A 16273-nucleotide genomic window follows, 5' to 3' on the forward strand; every position below is an offset into this window, starting at 1 on the left:
AGCCGCAGCAACAGAAGAAGCAACAGCCGCAGGTGGCACGGGGGTTGCCCGGGATGCCGCCGGTGCTCGACCCCGCCGACGTGTACGCGGCCGACCGGCCGGGCCAACTCTCCCCGGTGGTAAGGGACTTCCCGTCACGGGTGTACGTCCCCAACACCGGCTCCAACACGGTCTCGGTGATCGACCCGAAGACGTACAAGGTCATCGAGACCATCCCGGTCGGGGTCCAGCCCCAACACGTCGTCCCCTCCTGGGACTTGAAGACCCTGTGGGTCAACAACGACCGCGGCAACACCCTCACGCCCATCGACCCGCGAACCGGCAGGGCGGGCAAGCCGGTCGACGTGCACGACCCGTACAACCTGTACTTCACGCCCAACGGCAAGTACGCGATCGTGATGGCCTCCCTCGACCGCCAACTCGTCTTCCGTGACGCGCACACCATGAAGACGGTGAAGGCCGTCCCGGTCAGCTGCTACGGCGTCAACCACGCCGACTTCTCCACGGACGGCCGCTACTTCATCGTCTCCTGCGAGTTCAGCGGCGAACTGCTCAAGGTCGACACCGAGAAGATGAAGGTGATCGGGCAGCAGAAGCTGCCGTTCCACGGGTCGATGCCGCAGGACGTCAAGATCTCGCCCGACGGCAAGCGGTTCTACATCGCCGACATGATGGCCAACGGCATGTGGGTCCTGAACGGCGACACCTTCGCCAAGCCCGACTTCCTGCCCACCGGCAAGGGCTGCCACGGCCTGTACATCAGCCGGGACTCGCGCGAGATGTACATCTCCAACCGGGGCGAAGGCTCCATCTCCATCTTCGACTTCACCAAGAACAAGCTGACCAAGAAGTGGCATCTGCCGCACGGCGGCAGCCCCGACATGGGCGGCGTCTCGGCCGACGGCAAGGTGCTGTGGCTGTCCGGCCGCTACAACTCCGAGGTGTACGCCATCGACACCCGCACCGGCACCCAGCTCGCCCGCATCAAGGATCACCCCCGACCCGGTCTGGCGCACCACCTGCGGCACCCTCTACCGCAGCGACAGCCGCGGCCCGGCGATCGTCTTCGACCAGGGCTTCGCCCCCAAGGACGTCATCAACGGGCAGTACGACATCGAGAAGTACGTCCTGGTCAACCAGCCCTCGCCGTACGTCTCGACGACCTACGACCACGACCTGTACAAGACCTGGTACAAGTCGGGCTACAACTACTACATCGACGCCCCCGGCGGTGTGGACGTCAACAAGACCATCGGCGACACCCACAAGTGGGCCGACCAGGTCGAGGTCGCCTTCCCCGGCGGCATCAAGCGGCAGTACATCATCGGCGTCTGCCCGGTCGACAAGAAGACCAAGGTCGAGATCATGAGCGACTGCGAGAGCAACCCGTACTACCAGCCCTGGCACTGACGCAGCGCTGGCACTGACACTCAGGGCGCGCTGAGCAGCAGCGCCTCCGAACCCACCGGACGGTAGCCCGCCGCCAGGAACGCCCGCATCGAGCGGGCGTTCCCCGGCGCGACCTGCGCCCACAGCGGCTCGGTCGCCAGGTGGCGCGCGGCGGCCACCAGCGCGCGCCCCAGCCCCCGCTGCCGTACGCCCTCCTCGATCTCGACCGAGACCTCCAGGCGCCCGGCGATCCCGCGGCCCGTCACCACCACCCCGCCGTCCGTCGTCCACGCGCGCACGTCGTCGCGCCGGCCGCGGGCGTACACGATCCTCGGGTGGTCGCCGTCCGTGATCTCCTCCAGCGGGAGCGGCGGTTCGCCCGGCAGCGGGGAGGCCACGAGCATCGCGTCGACGTTCTCCGCCGTACGGCCCGTCCGGTCGAGCAGGGCCGTCAGGAACCGCGGGTTCATCGGCGCCGCGAGCGCGTCGCACGGAACGGCGGCCAGGGTGTCGTACACCCATTGCGGGTCCTCGTCGATGAAGACCACCGCGTGCGCGGTGAAGGCGAGCACCCCCGCGTCCCGCTCGGACGCCTGCGGCACGACGGTCGTACGGCCGTCCGGCGGCGGGAAGACACCCCGCGCCGCCGCGTCGAGAATGTCCCGGAGAGTCTCCATCGCCGTGCTCCTCGCACTCCTTGAGTCTCCACCCACTGGAAGGCCCACACTCACGACATGATCGACGACGGCACCGCACTGCTCACCATCGGGGAGCTGGCCAGGGCCACCGGACTGACCGTGCGCACCATCCGCTACTGGTCGGACGAGGGCGTCCTCACCCCGGTGACCCGCTCCGCCGGCGGCTACCGGCTCTACGACGCCGAGTCCGCCGCCCGTCTCGAACTGATCCGCACCCTGCGGGAGTTGGGCCTCGGCCTGGACGACGTACGCAAGGTGCTGGCCGGGGAGACGACCGTCGCGGAGGTGGCCGCCGCCCATGTGGTGGCGCTGGACGCGCAGATCCGGTCGCTGCGGGTGACCAGGGCGGTGCTGTCGACCGTGGCGCGACGCGGTTCGACCGCGGAGGAGATGACGCTGATGAACAGACTGGCGCGGCTGTCGGCAGCCGAACGCAGGCGGATCATGGAGGAGTTCGTGGAGGGGCTGTTCCACGGGCTCGACACCGTGGATCCGTGCATCAAGGAGCGGATGCGGTCCATCGCGGTGGACCTGCCGGACGACCCGACCCCCGAACAGGTCGACGCCTGGGTGGAGTTGGCGGAGATGGTGCAGGACCCGGAGTTCCGGGCGCACATGCGCAGGGCGGTCGAGTTCAACGCCTCGGACCAGGAGCGGGCCGCCGTCCGCGGCCGGTCCACCTGGTTCCCCATGCGCTTGGTGCAGCTGGGCGGGGAGGCGCTGCAGCGGGGCATCGCCCCCGAGTCGCCGGAGGCGGAGGCGATCGTACGCGAGGTGCTGGGGGACGGCGGCGACCCGGCCGTCGTACTGGAGCGGATGGAGGCGGCGTCCAACAACAGGCTCGCCCGGTACCGGGAGTTGCTGTCCACGGTGAAGGGTTCCGGGCCCGCCGGAGCGCACCGCGAGGAGTTCACGTGGGTGGTCGCCGCACTGCGTGCTCGCGCGGCCGGTTAACCTGGCCTCCGTCAACAAGCGGTAAAGCGTTACGAAGGGGCGGATCCGGTGGCGGACATCGAGGAAGCACGCAAGCATTTCCAGCGGATCGACACGGACGGTGACGGCTTCATCACCGCGGCCGAGTTCAAGACCGCCCTGGCACAGGGAGGCGACTGGAACGTGACCGAGTCGGTCGCCGAGGCCATCATCAAGACGCGGGACCTCAACGGGGACAAGGTCCTGTCGTTCGACGAGTTCTGGGCCCACCTGAACAAGTGACCCGGGAACGACCCGAGTGGAAGGGGCGCCCGTCCTTCGGTGGACGGGCGCCTCTTCCGTCCGTTGAACGGTTCGTCCCGATGTGACGTACCAGATGCCGGGGCGGCGATCGGGCCGTCAGGAAGAGTCGTCGGTGCGCGGTGATCGGCGACCGGGGGAAGGGCTGGACATTTCAGTGGATTCGAGCCGCCCGGCCGGCAGCGTTCTCGACCTGGCCACTCCACCGGAGCGGGAGGGGAACGGGCAGCGGAGCGGAGAACCGGGCGACCGCCGGCAGGTGCTGGGGCTGGACGGGCTCCGCGGGCTGGCGGCGCTGTATGTGGTGCTGTTCCACTGCTGGCTGTACACCTTCCCGGGCTACCCGCACAGTTCGGCGCCCCGCTGGCTCGACGGCCTGATGTTCGGGCGCCTCGCCGTCGTCTTCTTCCTGGTGCTCTCCGGGTTCTCCCTGGCGATCTCCCCGGCGCGGCACGGCTGGCGGTCCGGCGGCGTCGGCGAGTTCCTGCGCCGGCGCGCCTGGCGCATCCTGCCCCCGTACTGGGCGGCGCTGATCTTCAGCCTGCTCGTCTCCTGGTACGTGGTACCGGCCTCGCACTTCGGCCCGCCGACCGGCGCGACGGTATGGGTCTACGGCTTCGTCGCCCAGGACGTGGTCACGGCACCGACGCCGAACGGCGCGTTCTGGTCGATCGGGGTGGAGTCGGAGCTGTATCTCCTCTTCCCGCTCCTGCTGTTCGTCCGCCGGCGGTGGGGCGCGGCGATCCTGGCGCTGTGCGTGACGCTTCCGGTGGTCGCCGACGGGCTGATGGCGGCGGGTTCATCCCCCGTCGAGGGCGACAACTGGCTCGCCCCGCACCTCGCCCCGGTGTTCGCCGCCGGAGTGATCGGCGCGGGCATCATCAGCGCGTCGGACCGGGTCAGGCGCCTGCCGTGGGGATGGCTCGCGGTCCTGGCCGCCCTGCCCGTCCTGGCTCTCGGCGTCGTCCAGGGCTCGGTCTGGACGGTGAACCACTACTTCTGGATCGACCTCGCCGTCGCACCGGCCATGACGATGCTGATCGCCGCGGTAGCCACCGGCCGACCCGCTTTCCTCGTACGGCTGTTGACCACCCGCCCGGTGCGCAGGCTCGGCGACTTCTCCTACAGCCTCTACCTGATCCATCTCCCGGTCGTCCTGACCGTGATTCGCCGGGTGGCCCCGCACTTCGTGTCACGCGGGATGCCCACGTTCGCGTTCACGCTCGCCGTGGGCCTTCCGGTCTCGATATGCGGGGCCTGGCTGTTCTCCAAGATCTTCGAGAACCCGTTCAAACGGAACCGGTCCTGGAAGTCCTTGATCAGCCAGTGGCCTTCCCTCCGGAGGGGGTGACGGCGTACCACTCGCCGTCCTTCCCCTGACCGTTCAGCTGCCCGGCCGCCGTGTCGCCGACGTACCGGTAGAGCGGCCAGCCGGCCAGGGTCAGCTGCTTCTGGCCGTTCCGGTGGACCGTACCGAGAAGGCTCTGCGCAACCCCTGAAGTCCCCACGGAATCCTGCACGATGACAGGGATCCACGTCTTGACGCACGCACCTTTGCACGTCCACTTCGAGGGACTCGGCTCGTCCTTGTCGTAGCGGTAGAGGGCGAGTCCCTTGTCGTCGGTGACCACGATGCCCGCGCCGTTCACCGACGTGGCGGTGACGGATGTGGTCGTGCCCGGGGAGCCGCCGGCGTCGCCCGGAGCGGAGGCGGAGGCGGAGGTCGCGGGAGCGGACGAGGCCGGCGCCGCAGGGGCCACGGCGGCGGGGGCGGTGCCGGTGTCGTTCGAGGAGCCGCATGCTCCCAGCAGGAACACGGCGGCGATCCCTGCCACCAGGTTCGGGACGATGCGTCGCGGCATCAAGAAACAGCCCTTCGTCGGGAGTCGCGTCTACTTGCGCTTTCCAGTACGGCGTCCGACTCCGGCCCTCTCAGCCGCAGGTGCCCCATGACGGAGTCTTGACCTTCGCGGTACTCGCTCGACGGCGGGGCGAAGCCGGCATGTTCCTTGCTGCGAGGGGCTGTTAGCGTGCGCCGATGGAAGATCTTGGATCCGTCGCCTGGCCGCCCGAGCCGATCAGGACCGAGCGACTGCTGCTCCGCGAGTCCGGGGCGCGGGACCGGGCGGCGTTCGTCGAACTGCTCGCCTCGCCCGAGGTGCACACCTATCTCGGCGGTCCCCGGCCGCGTGCAGAGTTGGAGCGGGAGTTGCCCGAGGTGCCCGAGCGGTGGCCCGGGAGTTTCGTCGTCGAGCGCGACGGGGCGATGATCGGGCAGATCCTGCTCAGGAGAGGGACGGCGACGGAGCGCAGTCGTCCGGCCGCCGTGGGGAAGGCCGATCTCGGCTATCTGTTCCTGCCGCGGGCGTGGGGCTTCGGGTACGCCGCCGAGGCGTGCGCGGCGGCGCTCGACTGGCTCGCCGGGGTGCTGCCGGGTGAGCCGGTGGTGCTCACCACGCAGACCGCCAACCTCGCCTCGATACGGCTCGCGGCGAAGCTGGGGTTCGCCGAGGTGGAGCGGTTCGAGGCCTGGGGTGCCGAGCAGTGGCTGGGTATTCGGTCGCCGGTCGTCCCGTCCGGTCACCTGTATGGCGGCGGTCCGGAATAGTCGGCTGTCAGGTGGGGTTCACGCTCCCAGAAGCATGCGTGTGCATCGATTCTGGATCGGCGAAGGGTCCCTCATGAAGATCGGCATCATCGGCGCGGGCAACATCGGCGGCAACCTCACCCGGCGGCTCACCGCACTCGGGCACGACGTCTCCGTCGCCAACTCGCGCGGCCCGCAGACACTCACCGCACTGGCCGAGGAGACTGGCGCGACCCCCGTACCGGTGGAGGAGGCGGCGCGCGGGGCCGAGGTCGTCGTCGTCACCGTCCCGCTGAAGGCCGTACCGAACCTGCCCAAGGGATTCCTGGACGACGCGGCGGACGGCGTCGCGGTCATCGACACCGGCAACTACTACCCCGGCCGTGACGGCCGGATCGCCGCCATCCTCGACGAGGGCCTCACCGAGAGCCGCTGGACGGCGGAGCAGATCGGCCACACCGTCATCAAGGCGTTCAACGGCACCTACGCCCAGGACATCCTGGACCGGCACCGCCCCGCCGGTGCCCCCGACCGCCTCGCGCTCCCGGTCGCCGGTGACGACGAGGCGGCGAAGCGCGTGGTCAGGGCCCTGATCGACGACCTCGGCTTCGACACGGTCGACGCGGGCAGCCTCGACGAGTCCTGGCGCCAGCAGCCGGGGACGCCGGTGTACGGGCTGCGCGAGGGCGTGGACGCGATCACGAAGGGACTGGCGGAGGCTTCGCCGGAGCGGACGGGGGACTTCAGGGGCTGACAACTCCCCTTGTCCTCTACGGTTGTTGCCGGACCGCGGCCCGGAGCCCGAGGGAGTCCCTGGTGGAGGTCGATGCCCTGCCCCGTGTCGACGAGCACGCGACGGTGATCGCGGCCGGCGTCGACGAGGTCTGGCGCGCCCTGACCGAGACGCTGGACCGCGCCTGCTCCCGCCCGGGGGCGGCCCGTTACGCGCGGTGGGTGGGGTGCGCCGACCGCGCGGTCGCAGGGCCGCGGCCCTTGGCCGAGGGCTCGGCGTTTCCCGGCTTCCGGGTGGCCGGCGCGGTTCCGGGCGGCGAGCTGGTCCTGCGCGGGTCCCACCGGTTCTCGGCCTACGCGCTCGTCTTCCGGCTCGACGAACTCGCCCCGGGGCGAACCCGGTTGCGGGCCGAGACCCGGGCGGTGTTCCCGGGTCCGGCCGGCGCCGTCTACCGCCTTCTCGTCATCGGCAGCGGCGGCCACGCGGCCGGTGTCCGTCGCCTGCTGGCCGCGATCCGCCGCCGGGCCGAGTGAGTCTCAGGCGCTCTTGGCCCACGTCCGGAGGGCCGCCTTGCTCGCGAAGTCGGCCACGTCCTTGTCGTGCGGGTCGGACGTGTACTGGTGGAACTTCCAGTCCGCCTCGATGCGGGGCTTGCCCGCCGTCGTGTAGTCCGCGATCCACAGGCCGTCGCCCGCGTAGGACGTCTTGTCGATGTTCAGCCAGAAGTTGCGGTTCGTGTAGAGGATGACCCGGTTGTCCGGCCGCAGTGCCTTCACCTTGCGGATGAAGCTGTCCTTCTCCGCGTTGGAGGCGTGGGTGCCGTCGCCGGTCGTCTCCCAGTCCACGGCCAGCAAGTCCCCTGCTTTCTCGGGGGCCTTGCTCACGAAGTACTCCGCCTGGGCCGTGATGTCACCGGGCCAGAGGAAGTGGTAGAAGCCGACGACCAGTCCCGCGTCCCGGCCCGTCTTCGTCTGGGCGGTGAGTCTCGGGTTGACGTACGAGCGGCCCTCCGTCGCCTTGATGAAGACGAAGGAGGAGCCGTCCGTGCCGTACGCCGTGGACTGGTACGCGCTTACGTCGATGCCATGCAACATAGGGGGACTTGTGCCCTGTCCCCGGCATCCGGAACCTCAGCTTCTGGTGGCCACCGACGACAGGACCGACGCCGATTTCGCCGACCAGTCAGACGTGATCACACTTGCGTGATCGGCGGCCAACAATGCCAATTTGGCGGCTACTTCCGCGTCCGTGGGAGCGGTCGAGGAGATCGCCGGGGCCACCGCGTACGCGTCCGTCATGATCAGGATGTAGTGGTTCGTGGAGTAGAACGACGTGTCGTAGCTGTTGTTGACGTACGTCGCCGCGTCCCCGTCGAAGAACACGAACCAGGGGCGGATCGAGGTGTCCGAGGTCCAACGGGTCGACCGCGGATCGCCGTTCGCCGCGCCGAGTACGGCGGGGAAGGCCTGCGCCTGCGAGATCGTGCCGGCCGCGTACAGGTCCCGCAGATGGTCGCCGTACTCCTGGTCGGTCCAGTAGTGGTCGAACGGGTTGGCCTGCTCGACCGTGCCCGGGATCAGTTCGAAGACGAACTTGCCCTTGAGGGAGTCACGGGAGGGCCACGCGTTCGCCTTGGCCGCCGCGTCGAGGGTGGAGTACGAGGAGCCGAGCAGGTCGGACGGCTTGTAGACGCTGCTGCCGAGCTTCTGCGAGACCAGGGTGTCGAACGCGGTCGGGCCCAGGCCGATGGTCTGGTTGAAGCCCACCTTCATCTCCACCTTGACGATGATGGGCGCGTGGTCCGGGTGCAGGGTGTTCCAGGCGGCCATGTTGTCCAGGCAACTGCCGAGATCCTGGTTGCGGTCCTTGCTGTACAGGTCGGCGGGGGTGCTCGCGTACTCGCAGTTGTTGTCGTTGGAGAACAGGTCGCTGTGGCTGACCCGCCACCGCTTGCTCAAGCTGTCGACGTAGACGTCCAGTTCGAGCAGCGAGGCCCCGGAGTCCAAGGCCTGCGCCCAGTACGTGTACTTGTCCTTCTCGTACGCGTTGTGCGTGCCGATCGTCGTCGTCTCCGAGAACTTCGGCGCCGCCGCGTGGGCGTTGCCCGCGGCCCCGGTCATGAGCAGCCCGACCGCGCCCAGCAGCGCCGCCAGCCGTCTTATCGCCTTCATGGGTCAAGTCCCCTTCGCCGTGGCCTAGTTGGAGCCTCAGTGGCGGCAGCAGCGTAGGGCGAAGCGGTTACTCCCGGGTAGCCCCTGGAGGAACATCGGCTTCCGCCGGGACGGGGAAGGTGGTTAACGCGTCTCGGATATTGCATTCTTGTCTAAGAGAATCGTATTCTCGCACGATGAATCGTCCTGGCCTGGAGTTCGCGCTTCGCTTCGACTTCCGCAACCCCGAGTCGGCCGGTACGTCCATGGCGGACCGCTACGCGGCTGCCCTGGACATGGCCGAGTGGGCCGACGGGCTCGGGTGTACGCGGATCACCGTCTCCGAGCACCACGGTTCGCCGGACGGCTATCTGCCCAGCCCGGTCCAGATGCTCGCGGCGATGGCCGCCCGCACCGAGCAAGTCCGTTTCCTCGTCGCCGCGTTGATCGCGCCGTTCCACGATCCGCTGCGCCTGGCCGAGGAGTTGGCGGTCCTCGACAACATCAGCCGCGGGCGCGTCGATCTGATCGTCGCGGGCGGCTATGTGCGCGAGGAGTTCGCCATGTTCGGCGTGCCGATGAACGAGCGCGCCAAGCGGGTCACCGAGGTGGTGACCACCCTCAAGTCGGCGTTCACCGGGGAGCCGTTCACCTACCGGGGCCGTACGGTGCGCGTCACGCCGGCGCCCTTCCGGCCGGGCGGCCCCGCCGTGCTGCTCGGCGGCAGCAGTGAAGCGGCGGCGCGGCGGGCGGCCCGGATCGCCGACGGGTTCGTGCCCTCCGTGCCCGAGGTGTGGGACCACTACCGCGACGAGGTCGGCAAGTTGGGCCGCCCCGACCCCGGCCCCAGCCCCATCGGACCGAACCGGGTGGTCGCCCTCGCCGAGGACCCCGACGAGGGGTGGGAGCGGATGGCGCCGTACTTCCTGCACGAGACCAATGCCTACGGCGTCTGGCAGGCTCAGGACGACGTGGCGGCACCCTTCCGTACGGCCGAGGGGCTGGCGGAGCTGCGGCGCGGCGACCAGTACCGGGTGCTGACGCCCGAGGCGTTCGTGCGCGAACTGAAGGCCGCGCCAAGGCCGTTCACCCAGTTCCATCCGCTGTGCGGGGGCATGCCGATGGAGTTGGCGTGGTCGAGTCTGCGGTTGTTCGAGCGGGAGGTGCTGCCGGCCTTCGGCTAGAAAGCCGAGGACGCGGTGTGTTCGGTGAGGACCTCGGTGAGCTGGCGGGTGGTCTGGTGGGCGACGTGGGGGTCGGTGGCCGCGTGACTCGTGTAGGCGTTCAGGCCGGTGGCCAGGGCCCAGCCCATGCCGCGCGTCCAGGTGGCGTCGTCCAGGCCGAGGGCGGAACGGAAGACCGGCCGGGTGGTGGCCGACAACAGGGTGTAGGCGATGACCAGATCGCAGGCCGGATCACCCATGCCCACGCCGCCGAAGTCGATGACGGCGGAGAGCCGGCCGTCGACGGTGAGCAGGTTGCCCGTGTGGAAGTCCCCGTGGCACCACACCGGTTCGGGTTCCCACGAGGGGGCGCGCAGCGCGTTGTCCCAGACCTCGGTCATCGCGGCGGCGTCGAACACCCCGGCCACCGCGTCGATCGCGGCACGGGTCGCCTCGTCCCGGTCGGCCAACGGGGCGCGGACCAGCTCGGGGTGGACACCGGGGGTCAGGGTCCCGGCGGGTGGAATGCCGTGCAACGTCCGCAGGAACACAGCTAGTTGACGTGCCGTCAGGTCCGGATCGGCGATGCCCTCGACCGTCGCCGTGGTCCCGTCCAGCCAGCGGGTGACGGACCAGTGCCACGGGTAGCCCAGGCCGGGGGTGCCGAGGCCCAGCGGTTCCGGTACGGGCAGCGGTAGCCGGGGGGCCAGGTGCCGTAGCCAGGTGTGCTGCTTGGCGGCCTCGCCGTCCGCCCAGTCGCTGCGCGGCAGCCGTACGGACATCGTCTCGCCGAGGCGGTGGATGACGTGATCCGCGCCGCCCTGCTCCACCAGGGTCAGGGGCAGTCCGGCCCACTGCGGGAACTGCGCGGCGAGCAGCCGGCCGACGAGTGCGGAATCGATGGTCATCTTTCCCCCGAGTGCCAAGTGCCGGTTGATCGCCTCACGTTACCGATCGACTCGGCGGTGGCAACCGAGAGCCATGACGGATCCCATCGCGGGTACCCGGAGCGCGGGGAACCGTACAGAAGGAGTGGGAAGCATGCTGCACGCAGCGGATGTCCGGGAGTGGCGCGAGCGGGATGTCGTGGACGCCGAGTCCCACAGGATCGGTGTCCTGGAGGCCGTGTACGTGAACACGGCCACCGACGAGCCGGCCATGGCCACGGTCCGCACCGGACTGCCCACGCGGCACCGGCTCATCTTCGTCCCGCTGGACGAGGCGATCCTGGGGCCGGACTACGTCAAGGTCGACTACCCCAAAGCCCTGGTGAAACAGGCCCCTTCGATCGGTACGGACGACGTGCTGCCCGCCGACCAGGAAGAAGCGATCTTCAAGCACTACGGCCTGCCCTACAGCCCCGGCGCAGGCGGCGAACGCCAACTGGCGCGCCGCTGACGCCACCTGGCGCCGGGAGGTTTCAACTCGGCTTTCCGGGCGACCCGTTGAGCATGTCACCACGCTACGGCGGAAGCCCCGCGGGGACGGTCATCTCCGTCATCGCGGACATCGCGGCACTGATCCTGATCCTGTGGATCGGCCTCTACCTGTTCGACGCCAACACCGCGAACAGCACGGTCGACTGGGTCCACCACGCGGCCAACTGGCTCTCCGGCTGGTCGCACAACCTGTTCACCATCCACTCGGCCGACTGGCGCACCGTGGTCAACTACGGCCTGCCGGCCATGGTCTACCTCTTCATCGGGCATGCGGTGGCCGCCGGCGTCAACCGGGACTAGACCCCCGCGTGCGGGTACGCGGCCGAACGGTGCTGGAAGGACAGGATCTTGGGATTCTGGACGACTCCGTCCCGGATCTCGATGGCCTTGCGGACCGTGACGTCGTCGTCCCACGCGGTGGGCCCGCTCATGACCTTGCGGAGATACGGCAGGAGCGCCTCGCTGATCTCCCAGGTGGCGGAGTTCCAGAGGTGGGAGGGGCTGTGGTCCACCGCGTAGTAGTGGCAGCCGTTCCCGACCGTGGCCATCGGGTCGCCGAAGCCGCTCGGGCGGGCCCAGGCGAAGCCCATGCCCTCGTCGCAGGCCACGTCGATGAAGAAGGTGCCCGGCCGGAAAAGGGCGAGTTCCTTCTCGTCGACGAACATCAGCGGCGCGTCGGTGTCCTGGAGGACGCAGTTGACGACGATGTCGAACCCGGCGAGGTACTGCGCGAGCGGCACCGGCCCGAGCCCGGTGACGGCCTCCAGGCGCGTGGGATCGTCCTCCCGCTCCTGGAAGTGGCCCATCACGACCGACGGCATCGGCGAGGCCACCGCGGCGGCGGCCCGCTGGGTGAGGACCGTGACGTCGGAGACACCCATCGCGCCCAGACCGGTGACCGCGCCGCGCGCCGTGGCGCCGAAGCTGATCACACAGGCCCGCAGCCGGCGGCCGTAGCTGCCGGTCAGGCCGCCGAGCTGGAGGGCGTGCAGCACCGAGCAGTAGCCGGCCAGCTCGTTGTTCTTGTGGAACACATGGACGCTGAAGGCGCCCGTCGACGTCCAGTGGTTCATGGCCTCCCAGGCGATCAGGGTCAGCCGGCGGTCGATGCCGATCTGCGTCGCCTTCTCGTCCTGCACACAGTGCGGCCAGCCCCACAGCACCTGGCCCTCGCGCAGCTCGGCGAGGTCGTCGTGCATGGGCTTGGGCAGCAGCATGACGTCGCACTCGGCGACCAGTCGCTCACGGGAGCGCAGTCCCGCGACGAGTGGTCGCAGCGCGTCGTCGGCGACGCCGAACCGTTCGCCGTAGCCCTCTTCGAGGTAGATCCGCTCCCGGAGATCCGGGGCGATGCGTTCGAGGTGGCTGGGGTGCAGGGGCAGACGGAACTCGTTCTCCTTGCGGGAGGAGGCGAGTACTCCGAGACTCAACAGACTCATGGGGCGGCTCGTTTCCGGCCGGACACGTAGACGTTCCGGCCTTGCCGTTCCCCGAGGGCGACGCCGAAACGGTGACGGCGTGCGAGGTGCGCTCGGTACTGTCACCGTACTCCGTCCCCGCCGGGCCCGGATCTACGCGCCGCCGCGCCTGCCGATCAGGTCCCGGTACAGGGCCGCCTGCTCCTCGTGGGTCTTCGCCTTGGCCAGTTCGGTCTTCCAGTCCTTCTCGAGATCCTTGAGCTTCGTCACCCAGTCGCCGAACTCCTTGAGATCGACCAGGCGTTGGTTCTTGTCGAGGGGAGCGTTCGCACCGATCTTGTCGTCCTTGTGCCCGCCGAACTGGCTCACGGGGTTGTTGTTCTTCTCGCTGCTCGTGATGCCGTGCTGGTAGCCGTCGGGGGTCCGGCCACCCGGCCCGGCGGTCTCGATACCGACCTGGAACGCCCCGTCGCGCTCGTGCGTCGGCGGCTTGTACCCCATGAACATGTGCCCGTACGACTCGTTCGGGAGGATGGTGTCGCCGTGGTAGTCGGCGTTCCCCATGCCGCCGACGGCCATCGGCAGGCCGTAGAGGTGACTGTGCGGATCGACCCAGTTCTGCAGGGTGGCGCCGATCTCGCCCTTCTCGACGAACTCGCCCCGCGTCCCGTCCGCGCCGTTGTCGCCGATCTCCATGTGATGCGTGCCGAACCCGCGCCGGTACACCGGCTCCGCGGGCGTCGACCTCGGCTCCCAGGGCTTCCGGTTCTCCTTGGTGATGTGCAGCCACTGGGGCAGCTCGTAGCCGTGCTGGCCGTCGGCGAGCTGCGGAATACGGATGTTGACGCGTCCGCCGTAGGCCAGGGCGTGGGCGACGTCGTCCTCGAAGTCCTCGTGGATGCCCGCCTCCGGGTTGAAGACCTTCAGCCCCTCCTTCAGGATCAGGAAGATCCTGGTCAGCACCTCGGTGCCGCGCGCGACCCGCTCCCGGTGCTTGCCGGCGTCCGGCACGGTGTCGCTGATACCGGGCGGGAGCATCGTGCTGACGAAGGTCCGGAAGATCTGCTCGTTCCGTTCCGCCGTGAGCTGGTCCTTCTCCTCCTGCGGGGTGCCCTCGGCGTGCATGGCCATGTGGCGGCCGAGCTGGTAGTCCGAGCGCGTGGGCTTGTCCGGGTCCTTCCCCTGCCCGCGCTCCTCGATGCTCTGCTGCCAGCGCAGGGTGGCCACGAGCAGCCGCTTGCCCTCCGGCTGCTGCAGCCAACTGCGGAAGTCACCCGCCTTGATGTACGCCAGCGCCTCGGCGTGGGTGCAAATGCCCACGGTCTTCAGCCACTTGGGGTCCTCGGCCTCCGCCGCCCGGATCGCCTGAATCTCCTGCTCCGAGAAACTCGGCCCACTGCGCACCCGCTTGTGGATGACGTCCCGTACGTCCTTGTTCCGGATCGCCCTGTCCTCCCCGACGATCAGCCGCGCGAGCCGGGCGATGGCCGGGGGAGAGGGAGCGGTTGCGGTCGTTGTCGACGGGCCGGGGCGGTCCGCCCGCTGCACGGGGACTTCGCCGTCCGCGCTGCGCTGCACCGCCCCGGCCGGTACGGCGGCTCCGGGCAGGGCGAGATCGGGGGCGGCGCCCCGGGCCAGCTTCCGGCCGTTGGCGCCGGCGCTCCTCTCGAACGGGTCGTCCGGGTGGGAGACCTTCTCACCCGTTCCGTTGAGCGTGCCGGGCACGGGCCCCAAGGCCTGCTGCCTGACGTGGTCGACCTCTTCGTACATCACCTCGTCGTCGACCCGGCCGCCGCCGAGGACGATGTGGGAACCGGTGGTGTAGGCGAGCGCGCCGAGCTCCTCGGCCGAGCGCTGGGCGACCGGCCCGCTGTGCACCCGTACATGACCGAAGTCCATGCGGTAGGCCTGCTCGGCACGTTGGAGGATGCGGGGTTCCAGCGGCCGACCGGGCGAGCCGACGGCGTCCGTCACGGACGCCCGCCGCTGCACCGGCACGGCCGCCCCGGCCCCCGTACCCTCTGCCCCTACGGCATGCTCCTCGTCCCGCGCCCGCTGGATCGCGAGGGCCACCGCGGCGTTCCCGGCGGCCCGCTGGAGCGCGGCGAGCGGAGGCAGAGCGGCGCCGACCGGCCGAGGCGCGGGCCGTCCACCGGCCCGGTCGGCGCCCGAGTGATGCTCTCCCTGGATACGCATGCGCGGTTCCCCTTCGCTGGACGGGTGCCCTTCCCTCTTACCGGACGAGGGTTGGGTGACGGGGAGTCCGCGAGGGCAGAACTGGGGGCAGAGCTGGCGGCGGGGAGTCACCCGGCTTGGTGTCCAAGTCCCGGCCGTGTCCTGGTCGTTCGTCGTGGCGGCAAGGTGGGGCGCGCCCGGGTCAGCGTGGAATCACCCAGTCCGGTGCCCAGGTCCCCCTGGGGTCCTGGTCGGTCGTCGTCGTGGTGGTGAGGTGGGTGCGGAGGGCGGTCAGCGCCGGGTGGGGGTTGTCGCGGTGCCAGAGGAGGGAGTGGGGGTAGACGGGGGTCGGGTCGGTCACCGGGATGCGGCGCAGGTCGTGGCCGGTGGGCCAGACCAGGCGGGTTCGCGCGGTCGTGAGGGTCGCGAGGGCGGGGGTGTCGGCGACGGTGTCGAGGAGCGCGTCGGAGCCGAAGTTGGGGCCGGTCGCCTCGATGGTGAGGCCGAACTCGGCGACGAGGTCGTCGTAGTAGGCCGTCCACTCGGTTCCGGGGACGAGGCCGGGCATCCAGATCCGGTGCCCGGTGAGCTCGGCGAGGGCCACCGAGCGGGCGTTCGCCAGCGCGTGGGCGGGGCCGGTGAGGAGCTGGTGCGGCTCGTCGAGCACCCGGACGGACTCGATGTCCTCGGGCAGGGGGCGGCCCGGCATCGCGACGGCGCGGAAGGACGCGTCGATCGCACCGGACCGGATGGCGGCGACGGCCGTCTCGACGTCGGACAGCATCACCACGTCGAGGTCGATCTCGGGGTGCGCCCGGTGGAAGTCCCGCATCAGGGCCGACGGCGCGACGCGCGACGCGATCACGTCGACGCGCAGCGGACGGCGGCCTGGGCGCACGGACGCGCTCGCACGCTCCGCGACGCGCAGCAGTTCGCGGGCGTGCGGCAGAAACGCCTGCCCGTCGATGGTGAGCTCGGTGCCGCGCGGGGCACGGGTGAACAACCGCACGCCGAGGGCGCGTTCCAACGCGGCGACGCGTTTGGAGACCGCCTGCTGGGTGATCGACAGATCGGCGGCGGCCTTCTGGAACTGGCCCGCTTCCGCGACGGCGACGAAGGTCCGTACTGCTTCTAGATCCACGGCGACCCACCTTAGGGAACACCATCACGTCAGTCGCTCACGAGGTCCTCCGGTGTCGCGCGGGCGAGTTCCGCCAGGGTGGCGAGGGCCTGGGAGAGGGTCTCCGGGGTGGGGGTGGCGAGGCCGAGGCGGACGGCGTTGGGGGTG

General features: G+C 69.9%; 17 protein-coding genes and 2 pseudogenes. 11 read left to right on the forward strand and 8 right to left on the reverse strand.

Going from position 1 to position 16273, the window contains the following annotated elements; translation table 11 throughout:
- Both JHN45_RS54870 and JHN45_RS42905 read left to right on the forward strand, forming a co-directional pair.
- Nucleotides 1-1013: pseudogene (locus JHN45_RS54870) on the forward strand (hypothetical protein); the annotation flags it as partial.
- A pseudogene (locus JHN45_RS42905) lies at nt 925-1410 on the forward strand (ADP-ribosyltransferase); the annotation flags it as partial. The pseudogenes JHN45_RS54870 and JHN45_RS42905, both read left to right, overlap by 89 nt.
- A gap of 20 nt (nt 1411-1430) precedes the next feature.
- Here JHN45_RS42905 and JHN45_RS42910 read toward each other — a convergent pair.
- Nucleotides 1431-2066 (reverse strand): GNAT family N-acetyltransferase, encoded by a 636-nt coding sequence (locus JHN45_RS42910; RefSeq protein WP_200715261.1) that lies wholly within the window; start codon nt 2064-2066, stop codon nt 1431-1433.
- A 57-nt stretch (nt 2067-2123) separates the two neighbouring features.
- Here JHN45_RS42910 and JHN45_RS42915 point away from each other — a divergent pair, with 57 nt between their 5' ends.
- The 3 genes from JHN45_RS42915 (at nt 2124) to JHN45_RS42925 (ending at nt 4671) form a co-directional block, all read left to right on the forward strand.
- Nucleotides 2124-3041, forward strand: a complete 918-nt coding sequence (locus tag JHN45_RS42915; RefSeq protein ID WP_201054783.1) for a MerR family transcriptional regulator — start codon at nt 2124-2126, stop codon at nt 3039-3041.
- A 48-nt stretch (nt 3042-3089) separates the two neighbouring features.
- Nucleotides 3090-3302, forward strand: coding sequence for an EF-hand domain-containing protein (locus tag JHN45_RS42920; RefSeq protein WP_200715263.1), 213 nt, complete (start codon nt 3090-3092; stop codon nt 3300-3302).
- Nucleotides 3303-3477: 175 nt separating this feature from the next.
- Entirely contained in the window at nt 3478-4671 is a 1194-nt protein-coding gene (locus tag JHN45_RS42925) for an acyltransferase (RefSeq protein WP_307783348.1), read from the forward strand.
- On the opposite strand, the gene JHN45_RS42930 is transcribed toward JHN45_RS42925, so the two are convergent.
- Nucleotides 4640-5182 (reverse strand): hypothetical protein, encoded by a 543-nt coding sequence (locus JHN45_RS42930; RefSeq protein ID WP_201054784.1) that lies wholly within the window; start codon nt 5180-5182, stop codon nt 4640-4642. The genes JHN45_RS42925 and JHN45_RS42930 overlap by 32 nt on opposite strands.
- Before the next feature lie 176 nt (nt 5183-5358).
- On the opposite strand from JHN45_RS42930, the gene JHN45_RS42935 reads away from it, so the two are divergent.
- The 3 genes from JHN45_RS42935 (at nt 5359) to JHN45_RS42945 (ending at nt 7173) form a co-directional block, all read left to right on the forward strand.
- Nucleotides 5359-5928, forward strand: a complete 570-nt coding sequence (locus JHN45_RS42935) for a GNAT family N-acetyltransferase (protein WP_201054785.1) — start codon at nt 5359-5361, stop codon at nt 5926-5928.
- Nucleotides 5929-6001: 73 nt separating this feature from the next.
- Entirely contained in the window at nt 6002-6661 is a 660-nt protein-coding gene (locus JHN45_RS42940; RefSeq protein WP_200715266.1) for an NADPH-dependent F420 reductase, read from the forward strand.
- Between the two features lie 62 nt (nt 6662-6723).
- Nucleotides 6724-7173, forward strand: coding sequence for a hypothetical protein (locus tag JHN45_RS42945; protein WP_201054786.1), 450 nt, complete (start codon nt 6724-6726; stop codon nt 7171-7173).
- Between the two features lie 3 nt (nt 7174-7176).
- Here JHN45_RS42945 and JHN45_RS42950 read toward each other — a convergent pair whose 3' ends face one another.
- Both JHN45_RS42950 and JHN45_RS42955 read right to left on the reverse strand, forming a co-directional pair.
- Nucleotides 7177-7734 carry a glycoside hydrolase family 25 protein gene (locus JHN45_RS42950; protein WP_201054787.1) on the reverse strand — a complete coding sequence of 186 codons (558 nt, stop codon included), beginning with the start codon at nt 7732-7734 and terminating at the stop codon, nt 7177-7179.
- A gap of 36 nt (nt 7735-7770) precedes the next feature.
- Entirely contained in the window at nt 7771-8811 is a 1041-nt protein-coding gene (locus tag JHN45_RS42955) for a phosphatidylinositol-specific phospholipase C domain-containing protein (RefSeq protein WP_201054788.1), read from the reverse strand.
- A 176-nt stretch (nt 8812-8987) separates the two neighbouring features.
- Between JHN45_RS42955 and JHN45_RS42960 the strand changes: the two genes are divergently transcribed.
- On the forward strand, nt 8988-9974 hold the full coding sequence (locus JHN45_RS42960) for an LLM class flavin-dependent oxidoreductase (RefSeq protein ID WP_201054789.1): 987 nt from the start codon (nt 8988-8990) through the stop codon (nt 9972-9974).
- Here the strand turns inward: JHN45_RS42960 and JHN45_RS42965 are convergent.
- On the reverse strand, nt 9971-10861 hold the full coding sequence (locus JHN45_RS42965; protein WP_201054790.1) for an aminoglycoside phosphotransferase family protein: 891 nt from the start codon (nt 10859-10861) through the stop codon (nt 9971-9973). The genes JHN45_RS42960 and JHN45_RS42965 overlap by 4 nt on opposite strands.
- Nucleotides 10862-10994: 133 nt before the next feature.
- On the opposite strand from JHN45_RS42965, the gene JHN45_RS42970 reads away from it, so the two are divergent.
- On the forward strand, nt 10995-11351 hold the full coding sequence (locus JHN45_RS42970; RefSeq protein WP_201054791.1) for a PRC-barrel domain-containing protein: 357 nt from the start codon (nt 10995-10997) through the stop codon (nt 11349-11351).
- A gap of 53 nt (nt 11352-11404) precedes the next feature.
- On the forward strand, nt 11405-11692 hold the full coding sequence (locus JHN45_RS42975; RefSeq protein ID WP_201054792.1) for a hypothetical protein: 288 nt from the start codon (nt 11405-11407) through the stop codon (nt 11690-11692).
- Here JHN45_RS42975 and JHN45_RS42980 read toward each other — a convergent pair.
- The 3 genes from JHN45_RS42980 to JHN45_RS42990 form a co-directional block, all read right to left on the reverse strand.
- Nucleotides 11689-12831 carry a N(5)-(carboxyethyl)ornithine synthase gene (locus JHN45_RS42980; protein WP_200715274.1) on the reverse strand — a complete coding sequence of 381 codons (1143 nt, stop codon included), beginning with the start codon at nt 12829-12831 and terminating at the stop codon, nt 11689-11691. The two genes, JHN45_RS42975 and JHN45_RS42980, sit on opposite strands and share 4 nt — an antisense overlap.
- Nucleotides 12832-12963: 132 nt before the next feature.
- Nucleotides 12964-15006 (reverse strand): DUF4157 domain-containing protein, encoded by a 2043-nt coding sequence (locus JHN45_RS42985; protein ID WP_201054793.1) that lies wholly within the window; start codon nt 15004-15006, stop codon nt 12964-12966.
- 181 nt (nt 15007-15187) lie between these two features.
- Nucleotides 15188-16126 (reverse strand): LysR family transcriptional regulator, encoded by a 939-nt coding sequence (locus JHN45_RS42990; protein WP_201054794.1) that lies wholly within the window; start codon nt 16124-16126, stop codon nt 15188-15190.
- Between the last annotated feature and the right edge of the window lie 147 nt (nt 16127-16273).

This window comes from Streptomyces sp. MBT53 (assembly GCF_016654115.1).
Lineage (GTDB): Bacteria > Actinomycetota > Actinomycetes > Streptomycetales > Streptomycetaceae > Streptomyces.